Source organism: Streptomyces sp. SP17BM10 (assembly GCF_036322405.1).
In the GTDB taxonomy this organism is placed as follows: Bacteria; Actinomycetota; Actinomycetes; order Streptomycetales; family Streptomycetaceae; genus Kitasatospora.
Window position 1 is genome coordinate 197,710 of sequence record NZ_JAQYXB010000669.1, and the last position, 16,027, is coordinate 213,736.

Consider the following 16,027-nt stretch of genomic DNA (forward strand, 5'->3'; position numbering starts at 1 on the left):
CGCGAAGGGGCGTGGACCGCGGCGTGAATCCTTTGCGTACGCGCCGTGCCCCGCCGTTCGGCCCTGTGAGCCTTTGAGCCCGTGCGGCCCCTTGAGCCCGTGCGGCCCGGCGGCCCGTTCAGCTCGTGACGGCCTTGAGGACCGCGGCGGCCACCGCCTCCTCGCCCTTGGCGTTCGGGTGGATCGCCGCGAGGCCGGGAGCCGGGAACGGCGGCTCGACCCAGCGGTCCCCTCCGGCGCACATGTCGTGCCCCGCGGAGGGGGTGGCGGCGTCCACGAAGACCGCTCCCGCGCTCTCCGCACGCTTGCGGAGCATGCCGTTGAGCTGCTGCTCCTTCTCGACCAGGAACCCGAGGTCGGCGGGGGCCAGGGTGCTGCCGAGCACCGGCCCGCAGTTCGCCGGGTCGGCCGGGAGCAGGGCCGGGTAGCCGACCACGTACACCCGGGCCTGCGGGGCGCGGCGCCGGATCTCCTTCAGGGCCCGGCCGAGCCCGTCACCGGCCGCGTCCACCTTGCGCTGCACCTCGTCGGTGCCGCCGGCCGCGTAGCGGTCGCGGCAGGGCGAGGTGGCCCGCCCGCTGCCGACGAGGCCCTTGACCGCGTCCACCAGGTTGTCCTTGGCGCACTGGGTGACGACCTCCATGAAGCCCGCGTCGTTGCCGCCGATCCCGACCGTGACCAGCCGGGTGGCCGGGGTGAGCGCGTCCAGCTGGGGCGGGTTGGCGCCGCCGTCGGTCTGCTGGGAGCCGGTGAGGTCGCCGGTGCGGGCGCCGCTGCAGCTGACGTCCTTGAACTGGCCGGGTGCCAGCCCGAGCGCCTTCGCCACCAGGGAGGGGTAGTTGAGGCCGGAGCGGTCGCAGCCCTTCGGGTCGCCCACCTGCGGGGCGATCTTGATGCCGGCGGTGTAGGAGTCGCCGAGCGCCACGTAGGGCCCGGCCGGCAGCGGAGTCGGCGTCGGGGCGGGCGTCGGCGTGGCCGTGGGCGACGCCGGGGCGTGGGCGGGCAGCGCGCCCGCGGAGTCCTTCCCGGACGCGCCGTCCGCGTCGCTCCCGGAGCTGCAGGCCGCGAGCAGCACCGCGGCCAGGCCGACGGCCGTCACGGCGGCGGCCGGGCGTGTGGTCATCGGCATGGCAATCCCCCGGGGAAGGCGTCGTCTCGCTGCGGCGGCCCGTCCCCCGGGCGCCGCAGGGGCCAACGAACGGCGGGCGCCGGATGACTCCCGCCCCGGCCCGCTACTCCGCGCCGCGCTCGTGCTCGGCCAGGAACTGCTCGAAGCGGCGGCCCAGCTCGTCCGCCGAGGGCAGGTCGACCGGCTCCGCCAGCAGGCTCTCCCGGGCGTCCGCGCCCGCCACGGCGTCGTACTGGCCCTCCATGCCGCGGATCGCGGAGCGCAACTCGCCGTCCCCCTGGGACAGCTGCTCCTCGATGTCGGCGTGGACCTCGTCGACCCGACGGCGCAGCCCGGTGCCCGGGAGCACCAGGCCGGTGGCCGACTGCACGGCCTCCAGGATCAGCACGGCCGCCGCCGGGTAGGCCGAGCGCGCCACGTAGTGCGGCACGTGCACGGCGAAGCCCAGGACGTCGTGCCCCGACTCGGCGAGCCGGTACTCCAGCAGCGCCTGCGCGCTGCCGGGGACCTGCGCCTGCTCGAACCACTGCGGGTAGTCGGCGACGAGGTCGAGCCGGTTGCCGTGCGGCGTCACGCCGACCGGGCGGGTGTGCGGCACGCCCATCGGGATGCCGTGGAAGTCCAGGCTCAGCCGGACCTCGAAGCGCTCCACCAGCTCGCGGACGGCGCCCGCGAAGCGCTCCCACTCGACGTCCGGCTCGGGGCCGCTGAGCAGCAGGAAGGGCGCGCCGGCCGCGTCGCGCACGAGCTGGAGCAGGATCTGCGGCGGGTCGTACGACGTCCAGTGGTCGCGGTCGAAGACCATCGACGGGCGGCGCGCCCGGTAGTCCACCAGGCGGTCGTGGTCGAAACGGGCGACGACCTGCGGCGACCCCGTCTCCAGCAGGTGGTCCACCACCTGCCCGCCGGCCTCGCCGGCGTCCATGAAGCCCTCGAAGTGGTGCAGCAGCACGAGGCCCGCGCCGGTGTCGCTCAGCTCGGCGGTGGCCGCGGCCACCGCTGCCACGCCCTGCTGATCCAGCTCGTACAGCGCCTGGAAATCACGCACCGCGCACCCAACCCCGTTCTCTGCTCGTCCCGGCGGACCCGGCTGTTCGCCCTTCTCGTCGTCTCCAGCGTGCGGCGCCCCGCCGGAATTCCCGCCCGCCGGACGACGTCGCCGCGGGCCGCGGCCGACTGCTGCGCACCATGATCGCACCCGATCGAAAAGCCGCTGGTCAGGGGGTCGCCGAGGGGTCCCGGCAGCAAGATCGGGAGCGCGCCGGGACGACCCGAGCCCCCAAACGCGCGCCGCGAAGTGACGCACCGCCTTCTGGCGGGTATCGTCCTCTCGCTGCCTCGCATCGTCGCGTCGTCATCACGTCGTCCGTAACGCCGTCGATCACGTCCCGGACCGGTGCCGGCAGAACCCACGACGCATCTTGCCTTCACCTGGCCGCCCGCTTCCTCACGCGCCCTCTTTCCTCCTCGGCCATCTCGCGGACGCACGCTGTCCCCTCGCTCATCCCGCCGGACCGGTCCGTGGACCCGTGTCCGTTCCGGCACCCCGCGCCGCCCGCTCCGGGCCGCCGTCCCCGCCCCGCCCGACCGGACCTCCGGCGCGCGCACCGGGGTACCCGGCGGGCGGACACCGGGCCGGGGCGAACCAGTCCACCGCAGCCCGTGCCGCACCCCGGCGCGAGATGCCCCCTACGACCGATGAAGGACAGAAGGTTCCGTGCCCGTACCTGTCACCCTCACCGGCCGCACCGTGCGGCTGGAGCCCCTCGCCGCGCACCACGCCGAGGCCATCGCCGAGGCCGGCGCCGAGGACCGTACGACCTACGCCTTCACCCCCGTCCCGCACGGCCTCGAAGCGGCCCGCGACTACATCGCGCGCGCCCTCGCGGACCAGGCCGCGGGCCGGTCGGTGCCGTTCGCGACGGTGAACGCAGCCGACGGCCGGGTGGTCGGCTCCACCCGCTTCCTGGAACTCGACTACTGGCAGGGCCCGCTGGTGTGGCCGCCGGTCCCGGGCGTGCCGCACGGCGACCCGGCCACCGCCGTGCCGGACGCCGCGGAGATCGGCAACACCTGGCTCTCGCCGCGGGCCCAGGGCACCGGCATCAACACCGAGGCCAAGCTGCTGATGCTGCGCCACGCCTTCGAGACCTGGGGGGTGCAGCGGATCTCGCTGCGCGCCGACGCCCGCAACCTGCGCTCGCGCACGGCGATCGAGCGGCTGGGCGCGACCTCCGAGGGCGTCCGCCGGGCGCACTCGCGCGGCCTGGACGGAGTGGTCAGGTCCACCGCGTTCTACTCGATCCTGGACGCCGAATGGCCGGCCGTCCGGGACATCATCGAGCTGCGGATCGCCAACGCCACCTCGCCGAGCGCCCCGGATCCGAAGATCAACCAGGAGTGCCTTAGACACGGCGGCACCGGCTCGGGCCACTTGATCACGGCCTGAGGCTCACGGCCTGAGGCTCACGGCCTGGGGCTCACGGCCTGGGGCTCACGGCCTGGGGCTCAGCGCCCGGCGGCGGACTCCAGCAGCCGGGCGAGGGCGTGCGGGCCCGTGCGTCCGCTCCGCCCGGCGTCGACGACCGCCGAGACCGGACGCCACCCGCCTCGCACGCGCATGACCGCCACCTCCCACACGGCGTGGCCGCTCACGGCCTCGTGGATCCGCAACACGCCCTCCCGGGTGTGGACGGTCCAGCCGTCGAGTCCGGCCCGGACGCGCCGCCACTGCTCGTCGCTCCACACCACGTCGGGGACGGCGTGCGGCCGCGGCACCAGCAGGTCGGCCCGGCCGGGGCCGGCCGTGACGGACCCCGGTTCCGGGAACGCCCAGGCGGGCAGCGGCTCACGGGCGCACCGCCAGGCCTCCGGGACGCCGGCGGTGCCGGTGTGCGCGGCGACCACTCCCCCGGTGATCGCGGCGACGGTGTCCACGTCGCCACCGGCCGCGATCGCCTCCCACACCGCCGCCGGATAGTCGTCGAGCCGTCGGGCGGCGCACCACAGCGCGTACGGGACGGTGTCGGCGGCGGACGTCCGGCTGCCGTTGCCGAGCACCCCCGCGGCGGACCGGAAGTCCGGCTCCCCGAGCAGGTGGAGCGCCTCGGCGAGCCCGTCGCGCACCGCGCCGTCCGGGGTGTGGTGCAGGACCTTCCGCAGCAGGCCCTCCGGTGTCAGCGGCTCGCGCCGGGCCCGCACCGCGTACGCGGCGGCCACCGCGACGGCGACGGCCCCGTCGACGGCCTGCGGGTGGGTGTGCGTGATCACCGCCGTGCGCGCGGCCAGCCGGACGCACGCGTCCGGGTCGTCGGCGAGCGCGGCGCCGAGCGGGGCGACCCGCATCGCGGCGCCGTTGCCGTACGAGCCCCGGCCGTCGAAGAGCCCGGCGGCCAGCGCCGCGGCGTCGCCGCCCTCGCGGACCAGCCGCAGCATCCGGTTGGCGGCCGGGCCGTAGCCGCGGTCGAAGTCGTGGCGCAGGGCGAAGGCGTGGGTCAGGTCGAAGGCGTCGATCGTGCCGCGTTCGGTGTGGGCGGCGTACACCGAGCAGGCCATCTCGGTGTCGTCGGTCCACGGCCAGGGCGCGGGCGGGGCGGTGCGGGCGGTGAGGTGCGCGGCGGCGACCTCGGGGACGAAGAACTGGGCGCCGAGGGCGTCGGCCACGGAGAGGCCGACGAGCGCGTCGAACGCGGGGCCTCGGTGAGGAGTCGTCATGTGTCCCCAGCTCAGCTGCCGGGCCGACGGCGCGTCAACCTGTTTTTGCCGGCGCCCCTCCCACGGGGGATGTTTCGCATACATCCGATCGGGCAGGGAAGCACCTGGGCATGACCCGCGCGATTCCCCCCGGCCCCCTCGGCAACGCCCTCGGTCCCCTCGACCCCGTCGGCCTGCTCGGCGCCGACCAGCAGCACGTCGTCACCCGGGCGCAGCTGCGCCGCCTCGGGGTGCCGTCCGGCACGATCGCCCACCGGCTGCGGCCGGGCGGGCCGTGGCAGCAGGTGCTGCCCCGGGTGATCTGCCTGCAGACGGGCCGGCTGACCGCGCATCAACGGCTGCGCGCCGCACTGGCGTACGCGGCGCCCAAAGGGCGGTCGCCACAGACCGGGGAGGTGCTGCTGACCGGGTTCGCGGTGCTCGCCGACGCCGGCCTGCCGAGCGCCGGGCACCCGGCCGACCTCGTCGGCGTCGACGTGCTGATCCCGGGCCGACGCCGGGTCGGCGACCGCGGGTTCGTCCGGATCCACCGGGCGGCCGGCCCGATGCCGGGCGGGTACGAGCGGGACGACGGGCTGTGGAGCACCACCGTCGCACGGGCGTTGGCCGACCTCGCCCCGCGCGAGCCGGGACTGCGGCGCTTCCGGGCGCTGTGCGCGGAGGCGGTCCAGCGTCGGCACTGCGAACTCGGCGAGCTGCTGGACCACTTGCTGGCCCGGCCCGGCTCGCTCGGGCTGCCGCAGGTCGCCCAGGTGGTGGAGGACCTGACGTCCGGGGCGCGGTCGGTGGTCGAGGGCGAGGCGCGCGACCTCCTGCGGGGCTCGGGCCTGTCGGAGCCGCTGTGGAATCCGGTGCTCTTCCTGGACGGCCGCTTCCTCGCCGTGCCCGACGCCTACTGGCCGCACGCCTGCGTGGCCCTGGAGATCGACTCCCGCGCCTGGCACCTGCGCCCGGCCGACCAGGACCGCAGCCGGGTCCGCGCCAACCGCCTCACCACCGCGGGCCTCCCGGTCGTCCGCACCACCCCGGTCCAGCTGCGCCGGGACCCGACCCCGGTCCTCCACGAGCTGACCGCCCTGCTGACCACCGGCCCCCACGGTCCGCACGCCAGGATCACCTGGCGCCGGGCACGATAGGGCGGCGGTCAGCCCTGGGCAGCGTGCCGGGCTCCGGCCGCCTCGGCCGCCGCGACGAGGCGCCGGAGTTCGGCGAGGTGGTGGGCGAGGGCGGCGTGGCCGGTGCGGGTGGCGGCGAGCCAGGTGCGGGGGCGCTTGCCGACGTACCCCTTCCTCACCGCCACGTAGCCGGCCTCTTCGAGGGCGGTCGCGGCCTTGCTGAGAACGGAGTCGGAGACCTCGCAGTGGTCGCGGACGGCGCCGAACTCGGCCTCGCGGCAGGCGCTGAGGAAGGCGAGCACGGCGAGCCGGGTGGGGTGCTGGAGCAGCGGGTCGGGGGCCGGAGGCATCAGCGGGCCTCCCGCAGCTGCCGGGCACGCCGGTTGAGCAGGTCCATCGCCGCCCAGAAGACGGCACCCGCGGCGGTTCCGCCCGCGACGCCGATCCCCTGCGGGCCCGCACCGGCCGCGCCGGCGAGCGCGACGGCGGCCAGCCCGGCCACCGTCACCGCGAGGACGGACAGGAGGACCGGACCGCCGATGTGGGTGTCGATTCCGCGCTGCATGATGCCGCTGCCGCGCATGGCGCGCTGGGCGGCGGTGGCGGAGCAGGCGCTCCAGAGGCCGCACAACACGCCGATCAGCCAGATCCGTTGCGTGTCGACGGCCCATCCGCACCCCGCGCCGAGGACGGCGAAGCCGGCCCCGAACGCGGGCCCGTACCAGCGGGGCGTCGGCACGGGCAGCCGGGCGGCCGCCCTGGCGCGGTCGGCCAGGCGCAGCGCCTCGGCGGCGGGCAGGTCGGCGGGAACGGAAACGGAGTCGCTCATGGAAATCCCCCTCGGACGGCGACGGTGATTCCACTATGGCATCTGTTTTCCATACTGGAAAGTACTTTCAGCAGCGCGGGTCGATCTCCTGGAAGGTCCCGTAGTGGTCGGGGGACCAGTACTCCTCGCCGGCGCCGCCGGTGACGACGCGTCGGGTGCCGCGGTCGTTGGAGCCCGGGGTGACGACGGTGAACTCGTGGTAGTAGCCGTCGGCCTTCTTGGGCAGGCGGCTCTCGCGGTTCTCGAAGACGATGCCGTCGCGGTTGTACGGGTAGGGGCCGCCCTTGTCGATCAGGCCGAGGGTGTCCTGGGCCTGGCTGGGGAGCTTGGTGCGGCAGACGTCGGCCAGCGCGGGGTCGGCGGGCACCCAGGTGCCGCTCGGGGCGGGGGTGCGGCCGGCCGGCGGGGAGGGCTTCGGGGCCTGGGACTTGGCGCCGGGGGAGCCTGCGGAGGTCGCAGCGGGCGCGGTGCCCGTGGTGGCGGAGCCGGAGGCCTTGGAGTGGCTGCTGCCGCCCTTGCCGGCGAGCAGGTACCCGACCGCGCCGAGGACGGCCAGGATCAGGACGGCCACGACTACGAGCGGGCTTTTGCTTCTGGTCATGCGCCCCAGCTTGGCAGGCCCGCGCAACCGGGCCGGGGTGTCACGCATGTGGCCGCCGCCACACGGAAGCCACACGGACCCCGCGCAGACGTACGGCCGGGCGGGGACGGACGCCGTTGTCCGTCCCCGCCCGGCCGTGTTACGTACGCCGGTTCTCCTGCGCCGAGCTCCGGTGCACGCCCTCCCGGCGGGAGGGATAGCGGTCAGTCGACCGCGCTGGAGGAGGGGATGCCTCCCTGCCTCAGCGCGAGTCGCTGCCCGCCGTCTCGATGGCGGCGCGGCCTGCCTCCAGGCGCGCCACCGGGATCCGGAAGGGGGAGCAGGACACGTAGTCCAGCCCCACCTCGTGGAAGAAGTGGACCGACTCCGGGTCGCCGCCGTGCTCGCCGCAGACGCCGAGCTTGAGGTCGGGGCGGGTGGCCCGGCCGGCCTCGACGGCGTGCTTGACGAGCGAGCCGACGCCGTCGCGGTCGATGGTCTCGAACGGGGAGACCCCGAAGATGCCCTTCTCCAGGTAGGCGGTGAAGAACGAGGCCTCGACGTCGTCGCGCGAGAAGCCCCACACCGTCTGGGTCAGGTCGTTGGTGCCGAAGGAGAAGAACTCCGCCGCCTCGGCGATCTGACCGGCGGTCACCGCGGCGCGCGGCAGCTCGATCATGGTGCCGAGCTTGATGTCCAGGCTGACGCCGGTGGACTGGGCGACCTCGGCGAGCACGCGCTCGCACTCGTCGCGGACCAGCTCCAGCTCCTGGACGGTGCCGACCAGCGGGATCATCACCTCGGGGCGCGGGTCCCCGCCGGCCAGCCTGCGCTCGGCGGCGGCCTCGGCGATGGCGCGGACCTGCATGCCGAACAGGCCGGGGATGACCAGGCCCAGGCGCACGCCGCGCAGGCCGAGCATCGGGTTCTGCTCGTGCAGCTTGTGCACCGCCTGGAGCAGGCGCAGGTCGTTCTCGTTCGGGTCCTTGCGGGCCTCGGCGAGGGCGACGCGCACCGACAGCTCGGTGATGTCCGGCAGGAACTCGTGCAGCGGCGGGTCGAGCAGGCGGACGGTGACCGGAAGGCCGTCCATCGCCTGGAAGAGCTCCAGGAAGTCGCCCTTCTGCAGCGGCAGGAGGGTCGAGAGGGCGAGCTCGCGGTCCTTGTCGTTGTCCGCGAGGATCAGGTGCTCGACCTCCTTGCGGCGCTCCTCGCCGAGGAACATGTGCTCGGTGCGGCACAGGCCGATGCCCTGGGCGCCGTAGCGGCGGGCGCGCCCGCCGTCCTCGGCGTTGTCGGCGTTGGCGCGGACGGCCAGGCGGCGCCGGCCGTCGGCGTGCGACATGATCCGGTGGACGGCCTGGACGAGCCCGCCCTGGACGTCGGCGCCGGCGTGCAGCGTGCCCTCGAAGTACTCGACGACGGGGGACGGCAGGACGGGTACCTCGCCGAGGTAGACCTTGCCGCTGGCGCCGTCGATGGAGACGACGTCGCCCTCGTGGACCACCAGGCCGTCGGCGGTGGTGAACTTGCGGCCCTTGGTGTCGACCTCCAGCTCCTCGGCGCCGCAGACACAGGTCTTGCCCATGCCGCGGGCGACGACGGCGGCGTGCGAGGTCTTGCCGCCGCGCGAGGTGAGGATGCCCTCGGCGGCGATCATGCCGTCCAGGTCGTCCGGGTTGGTCTCCCGGCGGACCAGGATGACCTTCTCGCCCGAGCGGGACCACTTGACGGCGGTGTAGGAGTCGAAGACGACCTTGCCGATCGCGGCGCCCGGCGAGGCGGCGAGGCCCCAGCCGATCTGCTTCGACTCGGCGGTCGGGGCGAAGCGCGGGAACATCAGCTGGGCCAGCTGGCCGCCGGTGACGCGCATCAGGGCCTCGTCCAGGTCGATCAGGCCCTGGTCGACGAGCTGGACGGCGATCCGGAAGGCCGCGGCGGCGGTGCGCTTGCCGACGCGGGTCTGCAGCATCCAGAGCTTGCCGCGCTCGATGGTGAACTCGATGTCGCAGAGGTCGCGGTAGTGGTTCTCGAGCTTCTGCATGATCGCCATGAGCTCGTCGTACGACTTCTTGTCGAGCTTCTCCAGCTCGGAGAGCTGGAGGGTGTTGCGGATGCCGGCGACGACGTCCTCGCCCTGGGCGTTGGACAGGTAGTCGCCGTAGACGCCCTGCGCGCCGGTGGAGGGGTCGCGGGTGAAGGCGACGCCGGTGCCGGAGTCCTCGCCGAGGTTGCCGAAGACCATGGTGCAGACGTTGACCGCCGTGCCGAGGTCGTTCGGGATGCGCTCCTGACGGCGGTACAGCCGGGCGCGATCGCCGTTCCAGGAGTGGAAGACGGCGTGGATGGCGAGGTCCATCTGCTCGCGCGGGTCCTGCGGGAAGGCCCGGCCGGTCTCGCGCTCGACGATGCCCTTGAACACCTCGACGAGTTCCCGGAGGTCGGAAGCGTCCAGGTCCAGGTCGTTGACGGTGCCCTTGGCGTGCTTGGCCTCGTCCAGGGCCTCCTCGAACAGCTCGCCGTCGACGCCCAGCACGGTCTTGCCGAACATCTGGACCAGGCGGCGGTAGGAGTCCCAGGCGAAGCGCTCGTTGCCGGACTGGGCGGCGAGGCCGGCCACCGAGGCGTCGGACAGGCCGATGTTCAGGACGGTGTCCATCATGCCGGGCATGGAGAACTTGGCGCCCGAGCGGACGGAGACCAGCAGCGGGTTGTCCGCCTGGCCGAGCTTCTTGCCCATCTCCTGCTCCAGGGCGACCAGGTGCGCGCTGATCTCCTCGTGCAGGGAGGTGGGCTCGCTGCCCGTCTCCAGGAAGACCTTGCAGGCCTCGGTGGTGATGGTGAACCCCGGAGGGACGGGGAGACCCAGGTTGGTCATCTCGGCCAGGTTCGCGCCCTTGCCGCCAAGAAGATCCTTGAGGTCCTTGTTTCCTTCGGTGAAGGAGTAAACAAACTTCTGCTGGGACGGCACGGGTCGGTCTCCTCGTACGCGGTTGCCCTGACGCCGGAGAACATACCCATTTCGAAGGTCTTTCTCTGCCCCCAATAGGCCGTACGAGGCCGGTACCCAGGGGTAACCCGCTAGATCGAAAGCACGTAAAGGCGTTCACCTCTGTTGCCGAAATCGTCCGGCTGACGCTAGGCGACGTTCAAGTCTTGAAGGCATGGAAACGTGAAGATCACACGATCCGGACGCACGGTAGCGGGCGGTGGTCCACCGCGTTGCCCCGGCTTGATTTCCTGCACCCGGATCGGCCGATCCGTGGTCGGACGGCTTCGGGAAGCGATCCGCGACCGATCTGGCCATTTCGTCCACTGACTCCGTGTCAGTATCCGCCGCGTGTGGCAAGCGTCACCAGCGCCTCGCACCGGCCGGGCGTAGTCCGACTCCGACGATCGTCGCACTCCGTCCAGCATCGTGCTCGCTGAGTCATGATCCATTGCCAAAAGGGAGCCCTCTTGTCCAGATTGGACAAGAGGGCTGGGCCTGGGCGCCCGACCCCTTCCGAGGGGTCATTTCGACACCACGGACAGATCATCCGCCGGAGGTGTCCGATTCGGCGTCCTCGCCCGGCCGGGCGCAGTCGTACGGATCGTCCAACCAGCCCTCGGGCAGGACCACGCGGTTGTTGCCGGCGGTCCGTCCGCGCGGGCCGTCGGCACCGGCCGGCCACGGCTGGGACTGCTCCACCAGGGCCAGGGTTTCGGCCAGTTCGACGAGCGACGAGGAGTTCGCCAGCCGCACCCGCAGCTCGGAACCGACCGAGAAGCCCTTGGTGTACCAGGCGACGTGCTTACGGAAGTCGATCACTCCGCGTGCCTCGTCGCCCAGCCACTCGCCGAGCAGCTGCGCGTGCCGGACCATCGCCGCGGCGACGTAGCCGAAGTCCGGGCGGGCGTAGTCGACGTCGCCCTCGAAGATCGAGACGAGGTCGCGGAACAGCCACGGACGGCCCAGGCAGCCGCGGCCGACCACGACGCCGTCGCAGCCGGTCTCGCGCATCATCCGCAGCGCGTCGTCCGCCGACCAGATGTCGCCGTTGCCCAGTACCGGGACGTGCGCCGGCACGGACTCGCGCAGCCGGGCGATCGCCGACCAGTCGGCCGTCCCGCCGTAGTGCTGGGCGGCGGTGCGCCCGTGCAGGGCGATCGCGGCCACGCCCTCCTCCGCGCCGATCCGGCCGGCGTCCAGGTAGGTGAGGTGGTCGTCGTCGATGCCCTTGCGCATCTTCATGGTCACCGGCAGGTCGCCCGCGTTGGCGACGGCCTCGCGCAGGATCTCGCGCAGCAGGTTGCGCTTGTACGGCAGCGCCGAGCCGCCGCCCTTGCGGGTCACCTTGGGGACGGGGCAGCCGAAGTTGAGGTCGATGTGGTCGGCCAGGCCCTCGTCCGAGATCATCCGGGCGGCCTTGCCGACGGTCACCGGGTCCACGCCGTACAGCTGGATCGAGCGCGGCTTCTCGCTCGGGTCGAACTTGATCAGCTGCATGGTCTTGGCGTTGCGCTCCACCAGCGCCCGCGTCGTGATCATCTCCGAGACGTACAGGCCCTTGCCGCCGCTCTGCTCCCGGCACAGGGTGCGGAACGGGGCGTTGGTGATGCCGGCCATCGGCGCCAGCACGACGGGCGGCCAGACCTGGATCGGGCCGATGTCCAGCGGCGCGAACTCAGGGCCCGGCTCCAGACTCCCGTCTGCCGGGCGCTGGGCCCTGGTGCTGGTCGCGGTGGGTGCGGGCGTGGCTGTCATGCGCGGCTGACCTCGGGAGCGGGGGGACGGGACTCTCCATTGTCCCCCACCCGGTTCACCCGCTCGATCCGTCGCCCCGGTAGCCGATCCGCAGCGAGCCCGACGTGACCGAGGCGTGGAGGCTGTCCGGACTGGACGCGTCGGCCAGGTCCGGGTCGATGCTGCGACTGCCCGAACCGACCTGTCCGCTGAAGGCGTACCGGCTGCCCTTCGGCAGCGTCATCGTCGCCGAGCCGGAGGAGGTGCTGACGTCCACGGCGTGCGGGGCCCGGACGAAGTCCAGCTCCACCGAGCCGGAGGTGGTGCTCGCCTCCACCCGGGCCGCGGTGAGCTCCGTCCCCTCCACCATGCCCGAGGTGGTCCGGGCGCGGACCTCGCCGGAGAGGCGGCGCAGGTACAGCGCCCCGGAGGTCGCGTCCAGCCGGACCTCGCCGCTCAGGTCCGCCACGTCGACGCTGCCCGAGTCCACCGAGCCGGAGACCTCGGTGCCCTGCGGCACGTCCAGCTCGATCTCGGCGCCGCAGCCGAGGAACGGCAGCGGCTGCCGGCAGGACACGGCGACCGAGAGGACGTCGCCCTCGATCACGGTCGAGAACCGCGGCGCGCGGAACGTGTAGTTCAGGTTCCTGCGGACCACCACCCTGCCGTCCTCGCCCGCCCTGACCCGCACGGACGCGCTGCCGGTGGCCAGCTGGAGCTTGCGGACGACGACGTGGTCGTACGTCTTCTCCGCGGTCGTCTGCTGGCGCGCCACCAGGCCCAGGGTCTGCGAGGCGCCCATGACCAGGACGAACGCGAGGCTGAGCGAACCGATGATCCGCCACGTCGCCGCCTGCCCCGGCCCCCGGCGCGGCCCGGCCGGCCTGACCCGCCCCGTAGCGTCCACCATGGCTAGCCGACCTCCAGGAAGCGCAGCACGGCCATCACCCGGCGGTGGCTGTCGTCGGCCGGGGGGAGGTCGAGCTTGGTGAAGATCGAGTTGATGTGCTTGGCCACCGCACTGTCGCTGACCACCAGGGACGCGGCGATCGCGGCGTTCGAGCGGCCCTCCGCCATCAGGGCGAGGACGTCCCGCTCGCGCGGGGTCAGCTTCTCGAGGGGGTCCCGGTGGCGGCGCACCAACAGCTGGGCGACGACCTCCGGGTCCAGCGCGGTGCCGCCCTCGGCGACCCGCTGCAGCGCGTCGAGGAAGTCGTCCACATTGGCCACCCGCTGCTTGAGCAGGTAGCCGACGCCGCTGGTGTTGGTGGACAGCAGGTCGGCGGCGTAGCGCTCCTCCACGTACTGGGAGAGCAGCAGGACGGCCACCTCCGGCCACTGCCGGCGGATGACCATCGCGGCCTTCACGCCCTCGTCGTGGAAGCCCGGCGGCATCCGGACGTCGGCGACCACGACCTTGGGCCGGTGTTCCTCGACGGCGGCCAGCAGGGCTTCGGCGTCGCCGACCTCGGCCACGACCTCGAATCCCACCGCCTCCAGCAGCTTGACCAGTCCGACCCTCAGCAGGACCGAGTCCTCGGCGATCACAGCGCGCACGGCAACTCCACGGTGAGTGTGGTGGGCCCCCCGAGGGGGCTGAGAACGGACAGCGTGCCGTCGACGGAGGCGGCGCGCTGGCGCAGACCGGTGAGCCCGCTGCCGCGCGCGGGGTCGGCGCCGCCGACGCCGTCGTCGCTGACGACCAGGCGCAGCCTGCCCCCGGCCGTCCGCACCGACACGTCGACGCTCCTGGCGCGGGCGTGCTTGGCCACGTTGGTGAGCGCCTCGGAGACGGTGAAGTAGGCGACGGCCTCGACCGTCGGGGCGATGCGCTCGGCCAGGTCGACGTCCAGGCGCACCGGCAGCGGGGCCCGGGCGGCGATGCCGGACAGGGCCGCGTCCAGCCCGCGGTCCTCCAGGACGGCCGGGTGCAGGCCGCGGACCAGGTCGCGCAGCTCGTCGATGGCCGCCTGGGCCTCCTCGTGCGCGGCGACGATCACCGCCATCGCGTCCGGCGGGACGTCCTTGAGGGTGCGCCGGGCCAGGCCGAGGTTCATCGCGAGGGAGGTGAGGCGCTGCTGGGCGCCGTCGTGCAGGTCGCGCTCGATCCGGCGGCGCTCGGCGTCGACCGCGTCGACCAGGCCGGCCCGGCTCTCGGCGATCTCCTCGACGCGGCGCTCCAGCGCCTCCGCCCGGTTCGGGCCGAGCAGCTTCCGCGCGGCGCCGGCCTCCAGCCGGGCGGCCAGCGCGGCCAGCCAGGGCGAGGCGGCGAGCAGCAGCACGCCGGCGGCGGTGAGCGCCACGTCCGTGCCGGCCAGTTCCCAGCGCAGCGGGGTGTCGACCGGCATCATCCACACCCAGCCGTACAGGGTGGCCAGCACCAGGCCTGCGCCCCAGCACCAGACGACGCACAGCGAGGCGAGTGCCAGGAGCGGGCCGACGAGCAGGTGGTAGCCGACCTGACGCCAGTTCACCCCGGCGCGCAGGTAGGTCAGCGGGCGGCCCCGGAGGGCCGCGCCGGGCGGGGGCGGCACGTCCACCCCGGCGAGGGCGCGCAGCCGGCCGCGCTGGGCGACGGTGAGCGGGCGGGCGAGCACGACGACCAGGGCGGTGACCGGGAACAGCAGCGTCGGCTCGGTGACGGCCAGCCAGACGGGCGCGGCCAGCGGGATCCCGGCGGCTATGAGGCGGGTGTCGCGCCAGGCCGCCGCCGACCACGGAGGCCGCCGCAGGCTCCTGACGAGCGCTCGGCGCAGCGTGGTGGAGGGCATGCCCGACAGCGTAGAGGCCCATGATCACCGGGCGCCATGAAGGGGTGTGCAGACCGGGGGTGTAGCTAGGTACACCCCGGGTTCGGGGCGGGGCACTACCGACAGCGGGGTGGTCCCGGCGGAAGGCTTGGGGACATGACGAGCACCGCATCGCACTCCGCCACTCCGCCGCACGGGCGGCCCGTCCCCGGGGACCACGGGGGTGTTCCCGGGGACGGCCTCCGCCGCGCGCCGGAGCCGGACGGGACGCTGCCGGCCGGGCCCCTGCCGGAGGGGACGCTGCCCGCCGGGCCCGGGCCCTGGTCGGTGCGCAGCGTGCGCGCCGGCCGCGGCCGGGCCGCGCTGGAGGTGTACGAGCACGGCGAGCTGGCCGACGTCCTGGTCGCCGCCCGGCTCGCGCCGCAGCTGCTGCGCGGGGCCCGGCGCGCGGCGGTCGGCGGCCGGGTGTCCCGGGTGCTCGCGTGGGGGCGGCTGGCGGCCGGTGGCACGGCACCGTCGGTGGTGTTCACCGGCGGCGGGTGGCTGCGCGGGCCGCGGACCGCCGTCGCGGGTGAGGTCGTCGCGGTGGCCGGGCGGTTCTGGCTCGCCTGGGCCGAGGGGCCGTTCACCGGAGTCGTCGTCACGACCGCGGCCGCGGGCGCGGTGGCGGCCCGGGTCGAGCGGCTGACGCTGGAGCGAGTGCGGGTCCGGGCGGCCGTCGGGGGTGCGGCGTGAGCACCGCGGTGCTGGCCGGGCGTCCGGCCGCCGTCCCCTCCGTCCCGTTCTCCCCGTTCGCCGGCCCCGGAGTGCTGGACCGGCTCGACCGGCTGGTGCGACCGGGCCGCTTCGAGCGGCTGCCCGCCGTCGCCGCCGTCGCGCTGCTGCCGTGGCTCGCGGTGCTCGCGGTCTGCCACGAGACGCCGTGGGTCGTCCTGGACCTGCTGGAGTTCGCCGCCCTGCTCTCGCTCGACGCGGCCGTGCGCCGACGCAGCGCCGCCGGCCGCCGGGCCGGCGGGGCGGTCGCGCTGCTGCTCGCCGGGGACGCCCTGGTGGACGTCGCCTTCGCCGGCCCCGGCCACGCGGTGCTCGCGGCGCTGGTCATGGCCGGCTGCGTCGAACTGCCGCTCGCCGCCGTGTGCCTGCTGCTCGGGCGGCGCGCCGCGGCGCGGTAGGGCGGGGACGGG

General features: G+C 74.2%; 15 protein-coding genes. 4 read left to right on the top strand and 11 right to left on the bottom strand.

Going from position 1 to position 16,027, the window contains the following annotated elements; translation table 11 throughout:
• Positions 1-118: 118 nt before the first annotated feature.
• Together PUR71_RS34005 and PUR71_RS34010 are read right to left on the bottom strand one after the other, a co-directional pair.
• A complete protein-coding gene (locus PUR71_RS34005; protein WP_329931070.1) occupies positions 119-1,123 on the bottom strand; it encodes an SGNH/GDSL hydrolase family protein in 1,005 nt (334 codons plus the stop codon).
• 109 nt (positions 1,124-1,232) lie between these two features.
• On the bottom strand, positions 1,233-2,177 hold the full coding sequence (locus PUR71_RS34010; protein WP_329931071.1) for a PAC2 family protein: 945 nt from the start codon (positions 2,175-2,177) through the stop codon (positions 1,233-1,235).
• Between the two features lie 669 nt (positions 2,178-2,846).
• Here PUR71_RS34010 and PUR71_RS34015 point away from each other — a divergent pair.
• Positions 2,847-3,578 (top strand): GNAT family N-acetyltransferase, encoded by a 732-nt coding sequence (locus tag PUR71_RS34015; RefSeq protein WP_329931072.1) that lies wholly within the window; start codon positions 2,847-2,849, stop codon positions 3,576-3,578.
• A 59-nt stretch (positions 3,579-3,637) separates the two neighbouring features.
• Here the strand turns inward: PUR71_RS34015 and PUR71_RS34020 are convergent, their stop codons facing one another.
• A complete protein-coding gene (locus tag PUR71_RS34020) occupies positions 3,638-4,843 on the bottom strand; it encodes an ADP-ribosylglycohydrolase family protein (RefSeq protein WP_329931073.1) in 1,206 nt (401 codons plus the stop codon).
• Positions 4,844-4,953: 110 nt separating this feature from the next.
• Here PUR71_RS34020 and PUR71_RS34025 point away from each other — a divergent pair, with 110 nt between their 5' ends.
• A complete protein-coding gene (locus PUR71_RS34025; RefSeq protein ID WP_329931074.1) occupies positions 4,954-5,979 on the top strand; it encodes a hypothetical protein in 1,026 nt (341 codons plus the stop codon).
• A gap of 8 nt (positions 5,980-5,987) precedes the next feature.
• Here PUR71_RS34025 and PUR71_RS34030 read toward each other — a convergent pair whose 3' ends face one another.
• The 8 genes from PUR71_RS34030 to PUR71_RS34065 all read right to left on the bottom strand — a co-directional run bounded on the left by PUR71_RS34030 (position 5,988) and on the right by PUR71_RS34065 (position 14,864).
• Entirely contained in the window at positions 5,988-6,308 is a 321-nt protein-coding gene (locus tag PUR71_RS34030) for a winged helix-turn-helix domain-containing protein (protein WP_329931075.1), read from the bottom strand.
• Complete coding sequence (locus tag PUR71_RS34035) at positions 6,308-6,787, bottom strand: hypothetical protein (RefSeq protein WP_329931076.1); 480 nt, start codon at positions 6,785-6,787, stop codon at positions 6,308-6,310. The genes PUR71_RS34030 and PUR71_RS34035 overlap by 1 nt, the downstream gene beginning before the upstream one ends.
• 67 nt (positions 6,788-6,854) lie before the next feature.
• On the bottom strand, positions 6,855-7,388 hold the full coding sequence (locus PUR71_RS34040) for a ribonuclease (RefSeq protein WP_329931077.1): 534 nt from the start codon (positions 7,386-7,388) through the stop codon (positions 6,855-6,857).
• 241 nt (positions 7,389-7,629) lie between these two features.
• Positions 7,630-10,338 carry a pyruvate, phosphate dikinase gene (gene ppdK / locus PUR71_RS34045; protein ID WP_329931078.1) on the bottom strand — a complete coding sequence of 903 codons (2,709 nt, stop codon included), beginning with the start codon at positions 10,336-10,338 and terminating at the stop codon, positions 7,630-7,632.
• A 564-nt stretch (positions 10,339-10,902) separates the two neighbouring features.
• Positions 10,903-12,114: a tRNA dihydrouridine synthase DusB gene (gene dusB, locus PUR71_RS34050; protein ID WP_443077667.1), complete on the bottom strand. Its 1,212-nt coding sequence runs from the start codon at positions 12,112-12,114 to the stop codon at positions 10,903-10,905.
• 55 nt (positions 12,115-12,169) lie between these two features.
• Entirely contained in the window at positions 12,170-13,003 is an 834-nt protein-coding gene (locus tag PUR71_RS34055; protein WP_329931079.1) for a DUF4097 family beta strand repeat-containing protein, read from the bottom strand.
• Positions 13,004-13,005: 2 nt separating this feature from the next.
• Positions 13,006-13,650, bottom strand: a complete 645-nt coding sequence (locus tag PUR71_RS34060) for a response regulator transcription factor (protein ID WP_329931080.1) — start codon at positions 13,648-13,650, stop codon at positions 13,006-13,008.
• Complete coding sequence (locus PUR71_RS34065) at positions 13,638-14,864, bottom strand: sensor histidine kinase (protein WP_329931081.1); 1,227 nt, start codon at positions 14,862-14,864, stop codon at positions 13,638-13,640. Before PUR71_RS34065 ends, PUR71_RS34060 begins: the two co-directional genes overlap by 13 nt.
• A gap of 135 nt (positions 14,865-14,999) precedes the next feature.
• Between PUR71_RS34065 and PUR71_RS34070 the strand changes: the two genes are divergently transcribed.
• Together PUR71_RS34070 and PUR71_RS34075 are read left to right on the top strand one after the other, a co-directional pair.
• Complete coding sequence (locus PUR71_RS34070) at positions 15,000-15,578, top strand: hypothetical protein (RefSeq protein ID WP_329931082.1); 579 nt, start codon at positions 15,000-15,002, stop codon at positions 15,576-15,578.
• On the top strand, positions 15,575-16,015 hold the full coding sequence (locus PUR71_RS34075) for a hypothetical protein (protein ID WP_329931083.1): 441 nt from the start codon (positions 15,575-15,577) through the stop codon (positions 16,013-16,015). Before PUR71_RS34070 ends, PUR71_RS34075 begins: the two co-directional genes overlap by 4 nt.
• Positions 16,016-16,027 lie beyond the last annotated feature (12 nt).

Excerpts from the sequence above, each read along its gene's own strand:
- PUR71_RS34005 (WP_329931070.1), bottom strand. The coding sequence starts at position 1,123 with ATGACCACACGCCCGGCCGCCGCCGTGACGGCCGTCGGCCTGGCCGCG.
- PUR71_RS34020 (WP_329931073.1), bottom strand. The coding sequence starts at position 4,843 with ATGACGACTCCTCACCGAGGCCCCGCGTTCGACGCGCTCGTCGGCCTC.
- PUR71_RS34025 (WP_329931074.1), top strand. The coding sequence starts at position 4,954 with ATGACCCGCGCGATTCCCCCCGGCCCCCTCGGCAACGCCCTCGGTCCC.
- PUR71_RS34030 (WP_329931075.1), bottom strand. The coding sequence starts at position 6,308 with ATGCCTCCGGCCCCCGACCCGCTGCTCCAGCACCCCACCCGGCTCGCC.
- PUR71_RS34035 (WP_329931076.1), bottom strand. The coding sequence starts at position 6,787 with ATGAGCGACTCCGTTTCCGTTCCCGCCGACCTGCCCGCCGCCGAGGCG.
- PUR71_RS34040 (WP_329931077.1), bottom strand. The coding sequence starts at position 7,388 with ATGACCAGAAGCAAAAGCCCGCTCGTAGTCGTGGCCGTCCTGATCCTG.
- dusB (WP_443077667.1), bottom strand. The coding sequence starts at position 12,114 with ATGACAGCCACGCCCGCACCCACCGCGACCAGCACCAGGGCCCAGCGC.
- PUR71_RS34055 (WP_329931079.1), bottom strand. The coding sequence starts at position 13,003 with ATGGTGGACGCTACGGGGCGGGTCAGGCCGGCCGGGCCGCGCCGGGGG.
- PUR71_RS34065 (WP_329931081.1), bottom strand. The coding sequence starts at position 14,864 with ATGCCCTCCACCACGCTGCGCCGAGCGCTCGTCAGGAGCCTGCGGCGG.
- PUR71_RS34070 (WP_329931082.1), top strand. The coding sequence starts at position 15,000 with ATGACGAGCACCGCATCGCACTCCGCCACTCCGCCGCACGGGCGGCCC.